The sequence below is a fragment of the Streptomyces sp. NPDC057702 genome (assembly GCF_042799315.1).
Taxonomy (GTDB): domain Bacteria; phylum Actinomycetota; class Actinomycetes; order Streptomycetales; family Streptomycetaceae; genus Streptomyces.
Genome location: NZ_JBHVJC010000001.1, coordinates 149,982 through 166,457 on the forward strand (window position 1 = coordinate 149,982; position 16,476 = coordinate 166,457).

The 16,476-nt window shown below is 75.5% G+C and carries 13 protein-coding genes; 7 read left to right on the plus strand and 6 right to left on the minus strand.

Translation table 11 applies throughout. From position 1 onward, the window contains the following. The first annotated feature begins 498 nt into the window (after positions 1 to 498). A complete protein-coding gene (locus tag ACFVFR_RS00640; RefSeq protein ID WP_383696792.1) occupies positions 499 to 1,368 on the plus strand; it encodes an alpha/beta fold hydrolase in 870 nt (289 codons plus the stop codon). Between the two features lie 168 nt (positions 1,369 to 1,536). Further along, complete coding sequence (locus tag ACFVFR_RS00645) at positions 1,537 to 2,037, plus strand: hypothetical protein (RefSeq protein WP_383696467.1); 501 nt, start codon at positions 1,537 to 1,539, stop codon at positions 2,035 to 2,037. Between the two features lie 1,101 nt (positions 2,038 to 3,138). Here the strand turns inward: ACFVFR_RS00645 and ACFVFR_RS00650 are convergent. Then, a complete protein-coding gene (locus tag ACFVFR_RS00650; RefSeq protein WP_383696468.1) occupies positions 3,139 to 4,128 on the minus strand; it encodes a LysR family transcriptional regulator in 990 nt (329 codons plus the stop codon). Positions 4,129 to 4,333: 205 nt separating this feature from the next. On the opposite strand from ACFVFR_RS00650, the gene ACFVFR_RS00655 reads away from it, so the two are divergent. Further along, positions 4,334 to 4,603: a helix-turn-helix transcriptional regulator gene (locus ACFVFR_RS00655; RefSeq protein ID WP_383696470.1), complete on the plus strand. Its 270-nt coding sequence runs from the start codon at positions 4,334 to 4,336 to the stop codon at positions 4,601 to 4,603. Positions 4,604 to 4,882: 279 nt separating this feature from the next. Here the strand turns inward: ACFVFR_RS00655 and ACFVFR_RS00660 are convergent, their stop codons facing one another. From ACFVFR_RS00660 to ACFVFR_RS00675, 4 genes are all read right to left on the minus strand, one after another. After that, entirely contained in the window at positions 4,883 to 5,773 is an 891-nt protein-coding gene (locus ACFVFR_RS00660; RefSeq protein WP_383696474.1) for a hypothetical protein, read from the minus strand. Between the two features lie 207 nt (positions 5,774 to 5,980). After that, the gene (locus ACFVFR_RS00665) at positions 5,981 to 7,705 is read right to left on the minus strand and encodes a transporter (protein WP_383696477.1); all 1,725 of its coding nucleotides are present in this window, start codon (positions 7,703 to 7,705) and stop codon (positions 5,981 to 5,983) included. Continuing rightward, complete coding sequence (locus tag ACFVFR_RS00670) at positions 7,702 to 8,457, minus strand: ABC transporter ATP-binding protein (RefSeq protein ID WP_383696793.1); 756 nt, start codon at positions 8,455 to 8,457, stop codon at positions 7,702 to 7,704. Before ACFVFR_RS00670 ends, ACFVFR_RS00665 begins: the two co-directional genes overlap by 4 nt. A gap of 251 nt (positions 8,458 to 8,708) precedes the next feature. After that, positions 8,709 to 9,566: an SDR family oxidoreductase gene (locus ACFVFR_RS00675; protein ID WP_383696479.1), complete on the minus strand. Its 858-nt coding sequence runs from the start codon at positions 9,564 to 9,566 to the stop codon at positions 8,709 to 8,711. 348 nt (positions 9,567 to 9,914) lie between these two features. Here ACFVFR_RS00675 and ACFVFR_RS00680 point away from each other — a divergent pair, with 348 nt between their 5' ends. Beyond that, the gene (locus tag ACFVFR_RS00680; protein WP_383696481.1) at positions 9,915 to 10,367 is read left to right on the plus strand and encodes a protein kilB; all 453 of its coding nucleotides are present in this window, start codon (positions 9,915 to 9,917) and stop codon (positions 10,365 to 10,367) included. Positions 10,368 to 10,598: 231 nt separating this feature from the next. After that, the gene (locus ACFVFR_RS00685) at positions 10,599 to 11,105 is read left to right on the plus strand and encodes an RICIN domain-containing protein (protein ID WP_383696482.1); all 507 of its coding nucleotides are present in this window, start codon (positions 10,599 to 10,601) and stop codon (positions 11,103 to 11,105) included. Between the two features lie 304 nt (positions 11,106 to 11,409). On the opposite strand, the gene ACFVFR_RS00690 is transcribed toward ACFVFR_RS00685, so the two are convergent. Next, a complete protein-coding gene (locus ACFVFR_RS00690) occupies positions 11,410 to 12,081 on the minus strand; it encodes a bifunctional DNA primase/polymerase (protein WP_383696485.1) in 672 nt (223 codons plus the stop codon). Between the two features lie 320 nt (positions 12,082 to 12,401). On the opposite strand from ACFVFR_RS00690, the gene ACFVFR_RS00695 reads away from it, so the two are divergent. Both ACFVFR_RS00695 and ACFVFR_RS00700 read left to right on the plus strand, forming a co-directional pair. Then, the gene (locus ACFVFR_RS00695; protein ID WP_383696487.1) at positions 12,402 to 13,790 is read left to right on the plus strand and encodes a transcriptional regulator; all 1,389 of its coding nucleotides are present in this window, start codon (positions 12,402 to 12,404) and stop codon (positions 13,788 to 13,790) included. 435 nt (positions 13,791 to 14,225) lie between these two features. Beyond that, complete coding sequence (locus tag ACFVFR_RS00700) at positions 14,226 to 16,451, plus strand: hypothetical protein (RefSeq protein WP_383696489.1); 2,226 nt, start codon at positions 14,226 to 14,228, stop codon at positions 16,449 to 16,451. Positions 16,452 to 16,476 lie beyond the last annotated feature (25 nt).

A 16,476-nucleotide genomic window follows, 5' to 3' on the forward strand; every position in this document is an offset into this window, starting at 1 on the left:
GGCGCGCAGCGTGCGACGCTGTCGCTGACGCATATGCGCGGAGTTGCGTTGAGAACCGGGGATGTGGGGCAAGCGGGCCTCGTCCCGGCGTCTCCGGGGCTGGAGAGGGGGGCCGATGGGCCCGTCAAGGTCGTGGGGAGCGCGCCCGCCTGCCGTGGGTCGCGCGAGGTGTCACGCGCGGCGCGGTGCGCGGCACACGCGGCGCCCCGGGCACGCGCGGTGCGGCCGGCAGCACAAGGGCCCCGGCGGCCGTGGCCGCCGGGGCCCCGCCTCCCCGCTCCCCTGTGGCGACCCGGAGCCCCGAGCTCTCAAGGTCGACCGCGGCGGACTCCCTTCCCCGAGCAGTCCGCCCCCGTGTAGCTGTCTCCCCGTGGGGGCGGCGAACAATCCCCGAGCGCGGTCACTCGAACGAGGGGTGTTCGCGCCGATAGCTGCTTGTTCGAATGCAGGTTCGATACGGTGGGGCTGCTCTAGGGAGGGATGGAGGTGCCAGGACACATGGTGCGGCGCACGGACGTGACCGGAGCCGGGGGCGTGCGGCTCGCCGCGTGGGAGTACGCCGATCCGCCCAAGGCGGAGAGCGGCCGAGCCGGCGACCAGGTCCCCGGCGTGTTGTTACTGCACGGGCTGATGGGCCGTGGCGCGCACTGGGCGGAGACCGCCCGCTGGCTCTCCACCCGGTATCGGGCCGTCGCGCTCGACCAGCGTGGCCACGGCCGCAGCGACAAGCCGTCCGACGGCCCGTTCACGCGCGAGGCGTACGTGGCGGACGCCGAGGCCGCCGTCGAGCAGCTCGGCCTCGGCCCGGTCACCCTGATCGGGCACTCCATGGGCGCCCTGACCGCCTGGCAGCTCGCGGCCCGCCGACCCGACCTGGTGCGCGCCCTGGTCATCTGCGACATGCGGGCCTCGGCCCTGGGCGCCGCCTCGCAGCACGAGTGGTCGGCGTGGTTCAAGTCCTGGCCGGTGCCCTTCGCCACGCTGGCCGACGTGCGCACGTGGTTCGGCGAGGGCGACCCGTGGCTGGAGCGCCCCCGGCCGGCGCGGGGCGAGTTCTTCGCCGAGATCATGTCCGAGCGCGCCGACGGCTGGCGCCCGGTCTTCTCCCGCCGCCAGATGTTGCTGGCCCGGGAGACCTGGGTGCACGACGCGCACTGGGAGGAGCTCGCGCTCGTCCAGTGCCCGACCCTGGTCGTGCGCGGCCTGGACGGCGAGTTGGGCCGCGCGGAGGCCCAGGAGATGGTGCGCGTGCTGCCGCGCGGCACCTACGCGGAGGTGTCGGACGCCGGCCACTTCGTCCACTACGACCAACCGGAGGGCTGGCGGCGCGTTGTCGAACCGTTTCTGGAGACGGTCCTCCCCGCCTGAGCGCGCCGGCCACGGCGGGCCCCCGGCCTCGGCCGCGAGCGACCGCCGTGCCCGGCGCGGGCCAACGGGCCCGCGACGCGCGGGAAGCGGCCTCGTGTGGCTCATCTCATCGCGGCGGGGGCGGGCGGGCGCTTGCCAGGGGGAAACCCGTTGTCGATCATCGAGCGCATGTATCGCGAGCGCCCGTCCAAGGTCTGGACCCTGATCTGCGTCACCCTCTACGTCGTCGGCGTCGCCTGGATGGCCGTGGACGCGCTGCCGGCGGACCTGGGGCCGTGGCTCGCGGTCTCCGCGCTGTTCCTGCTCCTGCTCTTCGCGTTCACCAGCGTCCCGATCTCTAAGTACGTCTACAACCGCATCGACCTCGACCACACCACCCTGCGGGTCGGCCGCGAACGGTTCGCGCTCACCGACCTCGACCCCGCCTCGGCCGCCGCCGCGCTGGACCTCACCCGCCAGCCGCCGGGCCGCCCCTTCGCGGCCCACCCGGCCATGACGCCGGGTCAGCGCCCGCCGCGCCTGGTCGGCGGCGGCTGGGCCGTGCCGATGGGCATGGACAGCGTCATCGTCACCACCCGCCAGGGCGAGGCCCTGACCATCCCCAGCCGCGCCCCGCAGGCGTTTCTCACAGCCCTGGTCGGCGCACTCGCTCCCCACCAGCGGGCATAGCGCCGCCCTCGGACACAGCGCCGCCCTCTGGACACAGCCTCGCCCCGGGCCCAGCCCTGCCCTCGGACACAGCCCCGCCCCGGGCCCAGCCCCGCCTCGGGCCCAGCCCCGCCCCGGGCCCAGCCCCGCCCCGAGCCCAGCCCCGCCCCGGGCCCAGCCTCGCCAGGGCGCGTGTCCCCCGCCGGCGGGCCGTGGCCGCCTCGGCCCGGACGCGACTCCGTCCGTCGGGCGCACCCCCGCTCTGGTGGCCACGTGACGGTCGGCGCCCGCCCGGCGCCCTCGTCGGAATTCCCCCACCGCGCGAGCGGTCGAGCCCTCCGCCTGTTCCGGTCTCGTGAACTCCCGGCGGGCCAGGACCGGGTGTCCCTATTTCAGCTCGGTCCACGGGCGCGATTGTCGCCAGCGGCGATGCCGGGAATGACAATTGCGCCCGGCGCCCTTTCCGGCGATGGTTGTTCCAGCGAGCTGATCGGCACATCCCCCGATTCGATCGGCTCGCCACCTCCACTCCGGGACCGTCCAGCGCGATCGCGTCCCGCGGTATCCGCCCCATCAGGCCACGAGCGGCCTGCGGATACCGCGCGCTGGATTCCTGCCGGAGTGGACACGGGGGCAGCCGTGATTCCCGCCAAAGAACGCACGGCTGCCCCCCTCACGAGTCGGGAAACGACAAAGGCGGCAGTGGCGAACGCTCCTGCCGGGTGAACAACCGTGGGCGCGGCCCTCACCCCCGCGGTAGCGCGGACTTCGTGGTCCGCGCCGGCGGAGCGTCCTCGGCGCGGACCGAGGAGAACAGTTCGCCACGGGCCAATGGGCCCCGGTACCACGAGATCTCCCGAGCTGCCTGGGCGAAGTGCGCGCACATCCGGGAAAGCGCGCGCGTACCCGGGAAAGAATGACAGCGACGCCGGAGAACGTGTTCTCCGGCGTCGCCTGACGCTCCGGAATGCGCCGCATCGGGCCCCCGCCGTGGTCATTCTCCCGACCTGGCCGCTCCCTCTCGCCTCCTCCACCCCCATCGCCGATGCGCTCTGAATCGCCGGTGCGCTCTGATCGCCGGTTCGCCCGGCGCGCGGTCGCGGGGACCGTGGTCGCGGTGCGTCAGCGCGTCCCCCGACCGCGTGGCCGGCCGCCCGGGCGGCCGGCGGCCGGCGGCTCGGGTGGTGGCGGCCCGGGGGGTGGTGCGGGCTGGCGCACGCGCCGCTCCGTGGCCCGGCGGACGAGGATCGCGTGCAGGTCACGCGCCGCCCTGGGCAGGTCCGCGCCCCGACGCTGGATCAGCACCCGGACCTCGGTCGTGTCGCCCGCCAACGGTCGGCACGTGATCCGCCCGCTACGTTCCAGCGGGTCGCCGACCACGCTGTAGTCGGGCAGTACGGTCACGCCCAGCCCCTCGGCCACCATCAGCTTGCCCATCTCGGGGCCGTCGGTCGCGTACGAGGGGGAGGGGTCGCGGCCGGCGAGGAGCCTGCGCACGTAGCCGTGCATGGCGTAACCGGCCCGCATCACGATCAGCGGGTGGGCCAGCAGGTCGGCGACGGTGACCGCCCCCCGCGCGGCCAACGGGCTGTCGCCCCGCACGCAGACCACCGGGCGCCCGCGCAACAGCTCCGTGGTGTGCGGACCCGACGGGGGCTGTTCACCGTGCAGGTAGCTGACCAGCCCGAGGTCGAACCCGCCCTCCGAGAGGTGCTGTTGAATCGCGTCCTGCTGGCCCGCGACCACGTCCACCCGGGTCAGCGGATGGGCGGCCCGCAGCTCCCGGATGGCCGGCATCAGCAGCGAGAACGTGGCCGCGCTGACCGTACCCAGCCGCACCGGTCGGTCGGCGCCCTGCCGGTCCCGGGCCGCCCGCCGCAACCGGTCGACCGCCGCCAGGACATCGGCGACGTGGGGCAGCAGTTCCCGCCCGCCGTCACTGATCCGCGTGCCGGAACGTCGACGGTCCAGCAGTTCCACCCCGAGTTCCCGTTCCAGGTTGCGCAGGGTTTCGCCCAGCGCGGGTTGGGAGAGGTGCAGTTCGTCCGCCGCGCGACGTAATGACCCCAGCCGGGTCACCGCTGCCAGGTACTCCAACTGTTCCACGCGCATGGCGAACTCCTTCCGGTCCGTATCCTAAGCAGACGTATTTCCCGGGGAGTGAATGATGAAAGGGAATCCCTATCGCCGCGATGCTGACACGCGTGGTGGAGTCAATTGCGCGGTGAGCTGTGTCACTTGCCGGGCGTGAGTGAGGTGGTCGTGGCCCGGTTCGTCGCGCTGCTTACTATGGTGAGAGCGGATGTAGGGAGGGTGGATGCACAGCATGGGAGTATCCGAATTGACGTCCGGGCGCCGCGAGGGCGAGGACATGCTCGCCAGGGTCGCGAGCCTGACCCGGCGCGAATGCGAAGTGCTGTTGAGGCTCTCGGAAGGGCTGCCGGCCGCGCATATGGCTCACGAGCTGTGTATATCGGAGCGGACGGTGCGCGCGCACGTGGCGAACATCGTGCGGAAACTCGGCGTGGAATCCAGGTTGCAGGCCGCCCTGATCGGATATCGATACCGTTCCGACCTGTTGCCGTAAACGGCAATGCCTCCCGTGACAATTGTGCGCACGCCGAGGCCGGGGGACTATTTCCCCGCTGGGCCGGTCAGCCCTCCGTCTGATCGGCCCAGCGCCCCCACGTTCCCGGCCGGTTGGTTGGGCGGCTCCCGACCGGCGGAGCGTGCGGGCGGCGGGGCCGGCGGTTACGCCTCTGGCCGCCGACCCCGCCCCAGGACGACCCCGCCCCAGGACGGCACCACCCCAGGAGACAGCACTGCCCCGGGCGGCGACGGTCCGGCGGCGGCCGGCCCGTCACCGCTACGACCGTGGCGCCCCGGACGGTGACGGTCCGTTCGGTGACGAGTGGTCCGGGGCCGGGCCGTTCGGGGTCGAAGGAGAGGCCGGTGCGGGGGCGGCGGGGGTGTCCTCGGCGCTCTGCTCGCGGAGTTCGGTGGCCATCGCGTCGGTGCGTTCGCGCAGCGCGCGCACCCGCTCCACCGTCCTCGCGTCCAGCGCGGCGGGGTCGGCCGGGATCACCGGGACGCCGGCCGCCTGGGCCGTGACCATCAGACTGTGGGCGACATCGACCTGATGGGCCAGCAGCGCCGTCGTGAAGAGGTTGGCGCGCAGCGACCTCTCCCGACCCAGCGCCCCGCGATACGTCACCTCGCAGGCGACGTCGACACCGTCGAGCCGCTGGTCGGCGGCCTGCTCCAGAGCCGCCAGGACCACCGTGGCCAGGCCCTCGACCACCTTGGTCACCGCCCACCTGCGCCCGGGCAGCGGCGGCAGGACCTCCCGGATCCGGTCCACCTCCGCGTCGAGCCCCTCGGTCGTCATGGAGCTGAACGCGTTGTGCAGCCGCAGCCCCGTGACCTTCTTCCAGGGGATGTCCTCGCCGTCGAAGCCCACGGACTCGGGCCCGAACCGCAGCGCCCCCAGGCCGTCCAGGCCGCCCAGCGCCCTGGCCGTGACGGCGGGCACGCGGGGGTGCTGGCAGATGAGCGCCCCCAACGAGAACTCCCACTCCCGCTCGGCGGGCGCCGGCGGCGCGGGCAGCGCGCCCAGCACGCCGAGCACCCACTCACCGGAGGCGTTGGCTCCGGTCCGGCGGGCGTCGCCGCCCCGACTGACGACCTCCCGGCCGACGTTCGCCGCCGCCGAGGTCACCGCCTCGCCGACACCTCGTATGCGATCCCGTACCCCCACGCGGACCTCCCGGTCGTTCTCCTGGGGACCGTGTACGCGGGGGTCCCCGATCCCGCGTCTCTATACCACGCGCCCCACGCGCCCACGGTTTCCCTCGCGGCTCACCAGGGCCGGCGGCCGTCCCCGGTGCGGAGCCCGTACGCGGAGCCCGTACGCGAAGGCGGGGCCCGCGCCGACGCGCGGGCCCCGCCTGTCACCCCGCTCCGACTACCCCTTGCTGACGGCCGTCAGGATCTCCGGGAGGCGGGCCACCGTCTGGGGGGCGGCGACGCGGAGGCCGACGCGGGCCACGACGTACGCGTAGCCGGCGCCGACCGGCAGGACGAGCCACAGCAGGCCGTGGTGGCCGGCGACGTGGAGCCAGATGGTCAGGCCCACGACGGGGGAGCACAGCGCGCCGCCCACCAGCATGCCGCTCAGGATGGAGATCCACGCCAGACCGGCCTGGCCGGGGACGACGTTCTTGTGGCCGCTGTCCTGCGGGATGGAGTACGGGTAGCGGGCGCTGGCCACCGCGCCGGTGGCCAGCAGCGCGCCGAGCAGGGCCAGCGAGAGGCCGAGGGTCTCCGGCAGGGCGGCCCAGTCGTCCAGCAGCGCCGCCGAACCCAGCACCACCAGCGCCACGTACGGCAGGGTGACCAGGGTCAGGGCCAGGGCCCGGCCGCGTAGTTCGAGATAGGCGTCGCGCGGGGTGCCGATGGTCTGGGCGACCATCCAGAACGCCGACGAGTCCTGCCCGAACTGGTTGTACATCTGGAGGCCGAGCAGCCCGGCCGACCAGCACGCCGAGTACACGCTGCCACCGCCCTGCACGGCCAGCACCACCGGCAGCAGCAGCCCGATACCCAGCGCGGTGGCCCAACTCGCCTTGGTCTTCGGGTCGCGCCAGGCGTACCGCAGCGTCCGCAGCATGACGGTGCCGGTGCGGCCGGCCGGCAGCAGCCGGGCCAGGCCGTGCGCGTCGGAGCGGCCCGCGCTCTTCTCGGCGACCTGAAGGGTCGAGGAGTCGGGTGCCGTCATGAGCGCGGTCAGGGCGCGCTGCCAGAACCACAGGAGGCCCACCAGGGCGACGCCGGTGAGCGCGAGTTGCGCCACGGCCGTCCCGTACGCCCCGTCGCCGGCCGATCCCACCGCGTCCACCGCCGCCGCCGGCGGCACCCAGCGCACCACGTCGGCCAGCGGCTCCAGGGACTCCAGCCCGCCCTCCTGGGAGAGCTTCTGGGTGCCGAGGTTGACGGCCTGCGCGCCCACCGCGATGAACAGGCCGCTCAACAGGGCCAGATCGCGGCCCTTGCGGCTGGTCAGCAGCCGGATGTTGGCGGTGGCCACCAGCCGGGCCAGCGCCACGCACACCAGCATCGTCAGCGCCACGGCCAGTACGGCCACCACGGCCGCCGCGCCACCGTGCGCGACGGCCACCACCGAACCGACCGCGAGCGCGAGGGTGAACAACGGGCCGATGCCCACCAGCGAGGACGCCAGCAGCGCCACGACCAGGGCGGAAGGCCGCAGCGGCAGCATCACCAGCCGCGTGGCGTCCAGCGTCTCGTCGCCGCCGGGGAAGAGCAGCGGCATCACGGCCCAGCCCAGCGCGAGCACCGCGGTGAGCAGGACGACCAGGGACGTGGCGTGCTCGTTGCCGCGCAGCGCGATCAGGCCGAGGAGTTGGAGGGCCGCGACGAGACCGACGAGGACGACCGAGGCGATGTACGCGGTCCGCCGCCGGCTCGACTGCCGCAGCCCGTTGCGTAGCAGCGCGAGCTTGAGCGCGACGAAGACCGGGACCAGCACGCCGACCGAGGCCGTCGCGGGGGCGGTGGTCCCGCCGCCGGCGGATTGCGCGAGCGGGGCCGCCGGCGCCGCCTGGGCCACCGCCGAACCGCCGTGGGACGAAGCGGGGTCGGCGGGTCGGTGCGGGGGCGGGACGCTCATCGGGCACCGCCCAGCCAGTCCAGGTCGTGCCCGTGCGCCCGGTCGCCCGCGCCCACCAGCTCCAGGAACGCGTCCTGGAGCGAGGCCGCGTCGCCGCGTACCTCGGCGAGCGGGCCGTGGGCGCGGATGCTGGCGCCGGCCATCACCGCGACCCAGTCGCACAGCGACTCCACCAGCTCCATCACGTGACTGGAGAAGACGACCGTGGCGCCCGAGGCGGTGTAGCGCTCCAGGACGCCCCGGATGGTCTGGGCGGAGACGGGGTCCACGCCCTCGAACGGCTCGTCCAGGAACAGCACCTCGGGGTTGTGCAGCAGCGCCGCCGCGAGCCCGATCTTCTTGCGCATGCCCGTCGAGTAGTCGACCACCAGCTTGTGTTGCGCGCCGGCCAGGTCGAGCACGTCCAGGAGCTGGGTGGCGCGCTGGTCGACCTCGTCACCGTCCAGACCGCGCAGCCGCCCGGTGTACGCCAGGAGCTCGCGCCCCGACAGCCGCTCGAACAGCCGCAGCCCCTCGGGCAGCACCCCGATCCGGGCCTTGACGGCCACCGGGTCCCGCCACACGTCGTGCCCGGCGATCTCCACCCGCCCCAGGTCGGGCCGGAGCAACCCGGTGATCATCGACAGGGTGGTGGTCTTGCCGGCACCGTTCGGGCCGACGAGGCCGACGAACTGGCCGGCGGGCAGGTCGAGATCGATACCGGCGACCGCCACCTGCTCCCCGAACCGCTTCCACAGCCCCGAGACGCGCACCGCGGGGGGCCGCGTGTCCGCGCCGCCCGACGCGGGCCCCGCCGAGGCCCGGGCCTGTGCCCCGGCCCCGACCTCCGGCGCGGTCCGCCGGTCCGCCGGTTCCGCCTCCGAGCTGGTGTGCGCTGCCTCCGATGCCACCGAATCGCCTTCCGCCGACGCCCGGAGGTCCGTGTCGCCCCCGTGCGCCGTCCACCCTACGGCGGCCCGCCCGGAGCCGGCCTTCGCGACCGTTCCCGCAGGTCACACGGCGGTTACGCGGGGGTGTCGGAGGGCGCGGGCGCGAAGCCGGCCGCGTGCTCGGTGGCCCACTGGGCGAAGGTGCGCGCCGGCCGGCCGGTGACCCGCGCGACGGTGTCGGTGACCGTACGTCCCACCAGCGGGGTGTCGCCGTACGCCGCGACGATGAAGTCGATGACCTCCTGCGGCTGGCCCGCCGCCCGCCACCGCTCGACGGCCTCCTCCCGGCTCAGCTCGACCAGCCGGACGGCCCGGCCGCGGGCGGCGGCGAGGGCGGCCACCTTGTCGCCGACGGTCAGCACCTCGGGGCCGGTGATCACGTACTCCCGGCCGCCGTGCCCCTCCTCGGTGAGCGCGACCGCCGCCACGGCGCCGATGTCGCGCTCGTGGACCATGGCGCTGAGCCGGTCCACGTACGGCTCGCGCACCTCGTCCGAGGCCACGATCCCCGGCGCCCACTCCAGGGCGTTGGCCATGAACTCGACCGGCATGAGCACCGTCCAGTCCAGCCCGTCGGCGGCGCGCACCGCGTCCTCCAGCGGCGAGGGCCCGCCGCCGTGCAGCACGCTGATCCGGCGCACACCGGCCGCCCGCGCCAGCTCCACGATCCGTGGCCCGGTCTCCAGCGGGGCGAACAGCGCCCCGCCGAAGGTGATCAGGTGCAGTCCGCTCACCCCCACCAGGGCCGGGGCCAGGCTGTCGGGATCGGTGAGGTCGCCCCGTACGACCTCGACGCCGGCGGGGAGGGCGGCGCCGGCCGGGTCACGGGTGAGGGCGCGCACCGCGTGGCCCCGGGCGAGCAGTTCGGCGACGACCTGCCGGCCGACGGTTCCGGTGGCACCGGTGACAAGGATCTTCCGCGTCTGTGTCATGCCCCGACCCTAGGAAGCCTCGCGGACAGGTCGTGTCCGCGAGTGCCCGGGGCCGGGGGAATCCGCGCGCACCAGCCCTGGCCGCGCTCCCCGGCGCCGCGTTGGCTCCCGCCCAGCCGCGCACCGGGTCCCGAGGTGGCTCCCGCCCAGCCGCGCACCCGGGTCCCGTCGTGGACCCGCGCACCGGGGCCGGCGCACCACGGGGCCGGGCGGCGGGGCTGGGCAGCGGAACCGGATGTCGCGCAGGATGTTCGCGCGCGGGGCGACGGGGCGCGGCCCCGGCCGGCCGGCGCCACCACCCCGTACCCCCGTACCCCCGTATTCCCGAACTCCCGAGGAGACCGCGCGATGTGGCCCAGCGTCATCGCGGTGGCCGGCACGCTGCTCGGCGGCGCGCTCACCGGACTGCTCCAACTCCGACTCGACCGTGGCGCGCGTCGGGCGGCCCGCGCCGAGCGGCGGGAGGAGGCGTTGCGCACCGCGCTCGCCGAACTGGTCGCGGCGCTCGGGGACCACCGGCGGGCCCTGCGTCACCGGGTGGCCCTGCGGCTGGACGGCGCGGACCCGGTGGCCGTCGACGCCGCCCGCACCGCCTCGCACGCCACCCGCTCGGCCGTGACCGGCCCCCTGGTCACCGTCGCCGTCCTCGAACCCGCCCTCGCCGCCCCGGCCCGCTCGGCCGCCCTCGCCGCCTTCGACCTGCGCGAGGCCACCGACCACGCGGACCTGTCGGCCCGTCGCGAGACGGCCATCGCCGCCACCGACGCCCTGATCGCCGCCGCCGGCCGGGCGTTGGCCTGAGCGGCCCGCGCCGCGCGCGTGGCCGGGGCGGCGCGTGGGCCCGGGGCGGCGTGCGTGGCGCGGGGGCGGGACGGGCGGACGCGCGGGGGCGGGCCGGGGGCTGATGTGCGTACATCAGTCGAAGAGTGGCGGTATCACGCGGCGAAGCCGGTACGGGCATGGTGTCGCGCTCTGGTCCACACCATTCTGGGGGCGCACGCTCTCGTCCAGCTCTCCGGAAGGTGGAACGTCATGCGGAAAACGGGAATCGCGACGGCCCTGGCCGCGCTGACCATGGCGCTGTGCGCGGCCGGGACCCAGCCGGCGGCCGTGGCCCAGGACCACGGGGTCGGCGGCACCAGGGTCCTGTACAAGATCGCGAACGTGCACAGCGGCCTGTGCGTCGTGGTGCGGGGCCCGGCGAACGAGAACCCCGTCGTCGTCTCCGACTGCGGCCCGTGGAACGACCAGAAGTGGGAGTACAACGGAGGCCCTGACGGCATCTACTGGGTGAACGCCAACAGCGGCAGGTGTCTGACCTCCAGAACCGGTCAGAACGCGCGGCAGTTCGACTGCGGGGTGTACGGCGACCAGCGCTGGGACCACCTCTCCAGCTCCACCGAACACGGCTTCCAGATACGGAACAGACACACCGGCCTGTGCCTGGTGGCCCGGGGCTTCGCCGACAACGAGCCCGTCGTCCAGACCCCCTGCGACCGGCGGTACGACGACCAGCTCTGGACACTGGTCGGCGCCTGACGGTCGCCGCCTGACGGTCGCCGGCCCGACCGCTGACCCGCCCGGGTCGGCGGGGCGTCGCGCCAGCCCCGTCGTAGCCGTATCCGTGGCCGCGCGGGGCGAGGGCGGACGCGACCGGGCGCCGCGTCCACCCGAGGCCCGGGGCTCGGCCTCGAAAGAAGAGGGCCCGGTGGGACACGGTGACCCCACCGTGCCCCACCGGGCCCTCGCGCGCCCTGACCCGCCGGGCCGTATGGGCCGCCGTCCGCCGACGGAGGTCCGGGCCCCTCTCCGCCGCGCCCACCGGCGGGCGCGGCGAGGGCGGTCAGCCGCGCCGGGCCACGCTGGCCTCGCGTCCGCACGCGTACGCCAGCGCGCTGGCGACCTCCTCCGCGTCGGGGAGCCAGCGGTTGGCGGACGTGGGGTGCCGGGCCCACAGGACCGGGCCCCGCGAGCCCACCCGGGAGGGCGGCGCCACCACGTAGTCCCCCTCGCCGCGCGGGACCAGGTCCAGCGCGGCGGGCGGCCAGCCGATGCGACGGACCAGGTCGAGCACCTTCGAGGCGCCGCCCGGCAGCACCCAGAACAGCATCCGGCGACCCGGCGTACAGGCGATGGGGCCCAGCGGCACACCCATCCGCTCCATGCGGGCCAGCGCCAGACAGCCCGCCGACTCGGACACCTCCAGGACGTCGAAGCTGCGCCCGGTGGGCAACAGGATCGACGCCTGCGGGGTCTTGCCCCACATGCGGCGCGCGGCCACCCCGCTGCCGCTGGCCGCGCCCGCCCAGTCCGCCCGCGCCGGGTGCGCACCGGGTGCGGCACAGTCGGCCCGCTGACACGAGCACCGTTCGCCCCCCTCGACCACCTGGAGCCAGGTGCCCGGGTGGACATCCCAATGACGCTCGTCCGCGTACCGCACGGCCGCGTCGAGCAGCGCTTCGCCATGCTGCGGGGGGATTTGCGCACTTGCTGTGACGTCCAAGGTCTTCTCCACGCCCTCTCAACTCCCCTTGTCACCAAGGGTTACGGCCAGGCCGAAGCCGGGGAGGGGAGCACCGCGACGGCACATGGGGCGCATGGGTGCATGGGCGGGGGCGCGTACGAGGACTCAGCCTGTGTGCGGGTAACCACCTTCCGTGACGGACACGCCATGGTCCCCTCCGGTCGTCACGCGTCGGGAGGGGCGCGGGGGTCCGTGGGCGTCGCGCGTGACCGAGGCGGGCACGTGTCGCATTTCCCGCCGCCGGCACGGGCAGCGATGGCGAGAGACCAGCGTTCACCGGGTGAACGCGCAGCAGTAACAGGGGGTACACCATGGCCGCTAGGCCACTCGTGGCGCGGCAGCCGAACGAACGGTTGCAGGCGCTCATCCAGGAAGCGGCTTGTTCCAACGCGGGGTTGGCGCGTCGCGTGAACATGTGCGGCGCCGAACACGGCCTCGACCTGCGCTACGACAAGACGTCCGTGGCCCGCTGGCTGCGGGGCCAGCAGCCGCGTGGGCGGGCCCCGGCGGTCATCGCCGAGGCGTTGGGGCGCAAGCTGGGGCGCACCGTCACCATCGACGAGATCGGCATGGCGGGCGGCAAGAACCTCGCCTCGGGGGTGGGTCTCCAGTTCTCGCCCACCGTGCTCGGCGCGATCGAGCAGGTCTGCGAGCTGTGGCGGAGCGACGTGGGGCGGCGTGACTTCCTCAGCGGCTCGACGGTCGCCGCCTCCGCGCTGGTCGAGCCCAGCCGGGACTGGCTGATCACCAGCGCCGACCCGCAGGTGGCGCGCACGGCGGGGGCCCGGGTCGGCAAGGCCGACGTGGCCGCGGTCCGCGCGACCACGGAGGCGCTCGTCGAGCTCGACCACCGCTACGGCAGCGGCCACGTGCGCCCGATCGTCGTCCACTATCTGAACAGCGTGGTCTCCGGGCTGCTGGCCGGCTCCTACCGCGAGTCGGTGGGCCGCGACCTGTTCGCCGCCGTCTCCCGGCTGACCGAACTCGCCGGCTACATGGCCGTCGACACCGGCCAACCCGGCCTCGCCCAGCGCTACTACATCCAGGCGCTGCGGCTGGCCCAGGCCGCCGGCGACCGTGGGTACGGCGGGTACGTGCTGGCCGCGAGCATGAGCCACCTGGCCGCCGCCCTGGGCAACCCGCGCGAGATCGCCCAGCTCGCGCGGGCCGCGCAGGAGGGCGCCCGGGGGCAGATCACCCCACGGGTGCGGGCCATGTTCCACGCGGCCGAGGCGCGTGGACACGCGTTGCTCGGCGACACCGGGGCCTGCCAGACCTCGACCCGGCAGGCCCTGGCCGCGCTGGAACAGGCCGACGACGCCCCCGAGTCCGGCGACGACCCGCACTGGATCCGGCACTTCGACGGCGCCTACCTCGCCGACGAGCTGGCCCACTGCCACCGCGACCTGGGCCAGGGCGAGGCCGCCGGGCAGCGCGCGCGGGAGGCCGTGGACAGCCACCCCGACTCGCGGGCCCGCCGCCGCGCCATCGGCCTGCTGCTGCTGGCCGCCGCCCAGGTCCAACAGCGCGAGGTCGAGGAGGCGTGCCACACCGGGACGCGCGCCGTGGAACTGCTGGGCGCGCTGCGCTCCCACCGAGGAGTGGAGTACCTGGAGGACCTCCAGCAGCGGCTCGAACCCTTCCGCGACGAGCCCGTGGTGCGCGAGTTCGAGGCCCGGCTGGAGGTGGCGGCGGCGTAACCGACCGGCCGGCGCGGTGTGTTCTGGCCCACCACGGGCGCGACGGGGCGCGCGGGGGGCGCCCGTGGGCGTGCGGGACCTCGCGCGCGGTGGCCTGGGAGTCGGGGCCGGGGGAGGAGGAGAGCGGGCCCGTGCGGGGAGGGCGCGGTGTCGTACCGGGGGGTGAGGCGGGTACGGCGCCGCTGGCACGGGACCGGCGGGGGCTCGGCGGCGCGGCCCGCGGGCCCCCGCCGGGCCCCTTTCCGCGTGGGCGTTGTGCGGGACCTTGTGGCGTGCTGCGTGAGCTGTCGCGGCACGCCCCATCCGTACCGGTCCGCGCCCCCGACACGCCCCGGTGCGGCGGGCCCTGGGGCGTTGCCCGCGGCCCGCCGGGCGCGGCGACCCGGTAGCGTGACGGCGGTTCCGTACTTCCCGCATATCTCATAGGAGTCCCCGGTGACGCAGAGCGGACAGGGAAACGAGCCGCAGCCACCTGCGGCCCCGCCCGCGCACGAGGGCGTGGTCCTGCCCTCCGCTGGCCTGCGCCACGGAGGAGGGCAGGGCGCGCCCCAGGGCTGGCCCTCGCCCGACCAGGCGGCCCCGGCCGAGGGCCAGCCCTGGGGCGACCCGTGGGGCCCCGACACGCCGCGCCCGCCGCAGGGCCCGCCGCCCGCCGAGCCGGCCGGGACGCTGATGGCGCGGGAGCCGGCGCCGGGCCAGGCGCTGCCGCCCGCCGCGCCCGCCGGGTACGGCCAGACCACCGGGCCCGACGCGGAGGCCACCCAGTTCATGCCGCCGGTCGGCGGGGCCATAGCGGGCGGCCCGCCGCCCGGCGCCGCGCTGCCCGGCCCGATGCCCGGCGGCCCGCCGCACGGTGGCGCGTTGCCGCTGCCCGCCGAGGGCGCCCCCGCCGGCGCGCCGCAGCCGCCGCCCGGCGGTTACGGGGTGCCCGCGCTGCCGCTGCCCGCCGAGGGCCAGCCCTTCCCCGCCGCCCCGCAGGGCTACGGCTACCCGCCGGCCCAGGGTCAGGGCTACGGCTACCCGCAGGCTCCGGCCCCGGGCTACGGCTACCCGCAGGCCGACCAGCCGGCCGGCTACCCGCAGCAGGGCTACGGCTACCCGGGCCAGCCCGACCAGCCGCAGGCCCCGCGGCCGAGCCCGTACGACCAGGCCCCCCTGCCCGGCCAGCCCCAGCCCGGCCAGCCAGGGCCGGGCCAGCCGCTGCCGGGCGGCCCCTACGCCGGTCAGCCGGACCACGCGGGCCAGTCGGGCCAGTCGGGCCAGCCCGGATCGTACGGAGGCCAGCAGGGGGCGTTCGGTCAGCTCCCCGGGCAGCCGGGACAGCCCGCGTCCTACGCCGGGGAGCCCGAGCGGTCCGCCGCCTACCCGGGCCAGCCCGGGCGGCCCGCCGCGTACCAGCCCGAGGCGCAGCCGCAGACCCAGATCCTGCGCGCGCAGCCGGCGGCGCCCCCGGCCGGGCAGGCGCACACGCAGATCCTGCGCCCGCAGCCGCCGGCCCCCGCCGCCGACCAGGGCCACACGCAGATCCTGCGCCCGCGGTCCGCCGCCCCCGGAGCGGGCGCGTCGGCCGGCGCCCGGCAGCCGCAGCCCGAGCTGCGGCAGCCGCCCGAGTCGCCGGCCGAGTCCACCACGATGCTGCGCCGACCGGTCTTCGGCGACAGCCCGACGCGGCCCGGCGCCGCCGACGAGACGCAGGTGCTGCCGGGCCCGATCCCGGCGGCCGGCCCGCCGCCCCACCCGGGTGGCGCGCCCTACGGGGTACGGCCCGGAGCGCCCGGCGACCGGCAGCCGCCCGCGGAGTTCGACGGGCTCTTCCGGACCGAGGGGGCGGGCGAGGCGTCGGACTCGACGCAGCAGATGCCGCTCTTCGACCAGGGCCCGGGCCCGCAGCCCCCGCGGCAGGGCGCGTACCCGCCGCACGGCTCGTACGACCACGGCCCCGACCACGGTGGTCCCGGCGGCTACGACGGACAGGGCGGCGGACCCGGGGGCGACGGCGGGCGGCGGCGCTCGCGGCGCGGGGTGGTCATCGGCGCGGTGGTCGCGGCCTGCGCCGTGGCCGGGCTCGCGGCGGGCGCGGCGATGAGCATGGGCGACGACGACAAGAAGGACAAGGGCGACAAGAAGGTCGAGTCCGATAAGGAGGTCGTGGCCAGCGAGTCGGCGGCGCCCTCGGCCTCCCCCGCGCCCACCCCGGCCGCCGATCCGGCCGAGCCGCAGGTCAAGGCGCTGGACGCGCTGCTCAAGGACAGCGGCAACAGCCGCGCCACGGTGATCGCCTCGGTCAACAACATCCGCTCGTGCAAGGCGCTGCCCAAGGCGGCCACCGACCTGCGAGCGGCGGCGCAGCAGCGCAACGCCCTGGTCACCCGACTCAGCGAGCTCTCGGTGGACAAGATCCCCCAGCACGCGGAGCTCACCCAGGCGCTCACCAAGGCGTGGCGCTCCTCCGCGTCGGCGGACAACCACTACGCGGCCTGGGCCGACCAGGCGGGCAAGAAGAAGGGCTGCGACAAGGGCCGGGCCCGCTCCACCGGGCACACGCTCAACGGCAACCGGGCCAGCGACGCGGCCAGCGCGGCCAAGGAGCAGGCGGCGAAGCTGTGGAACCCCCTCGCGGTCAAGTACAAGCTGACGGAGCGCAAGGCGGCCCAGCTCTAGCCACATGAGACGCGCCCCGCCCCGC

What these genes read in the sequence shown, in the direction of transcription:
- ACFVFR_RS00680 (WP_383696481.1), top strand. Translation starts at nt 9,915, where the DNA reads ATGTGGCCCAGCGTCATCGCGGTGGCCGGCACGCTGCTCGGCGGCGCG.
- ACFVFR_RS00675 (WP_383696479.1), bottom strand. Translation starts at nt 9,566, where the DNA reads ATGACACAGACGCGGAAGATCCTTGTCACCGGTGCCACCGGAACCGTC.
- ACFVFR_RS00685 (WP_383696482.1), top strand. Translation starts at nt 10,599, where the DNA reads ATGCGGAAAACGGGAATCGCGACGGCCCTGGCCGCGCTGACCATGGCG.
- ACFVFR_RS00640 (WP_383696792.1), top strand. Translation starts at nt 499, where the DNA reads ATGGTGCGGCGCACGGACGTGACCGGAGCCGGGGGCGTGCGGCTCGCC.
- ACFVFR_RS00650 (WP_383696468.1), bottom strand. Translation starts at nt 4,128, where the DNA reads ATGCGCGTGGAACAGTTGGAGTACCTGGCAGCGGTGACCCGGCTGGGG.
- ACFVFR_RS00665 (WP_383696477.1), bottom strand. Translation starts at nt 7,705, where the DNA reads ATGAGCGTCCCGCCCCCGCACCGACCCGCCGACCCCGCTTCGTCCCAC.
- ACFVFR_RS00695 (WP_383696487.1), top strand. Translation starts at nt 12,402, where the DNA reads ATGGCCGCTAGGCCACTCGTGGCGCGGCAGCCGAACGAACGGTTGCAG.
- ACFVFR_RS00655 (WP_383696470.1), top strand. Translation starts at nt 4,334, where the DNA reads ATGCACAGCATGGGAGTATCCGAATTGACGTCCGGGCGCCGCGAGGGC.
- ACFVFR_RS00645 (WP_383696467.1), top strand. Translation starts at nt 1,537, where the DNA reads ATGTATCGCGAGCGCCCGTCCAAGGTCTGGACCCTGATCTGCGTCACC.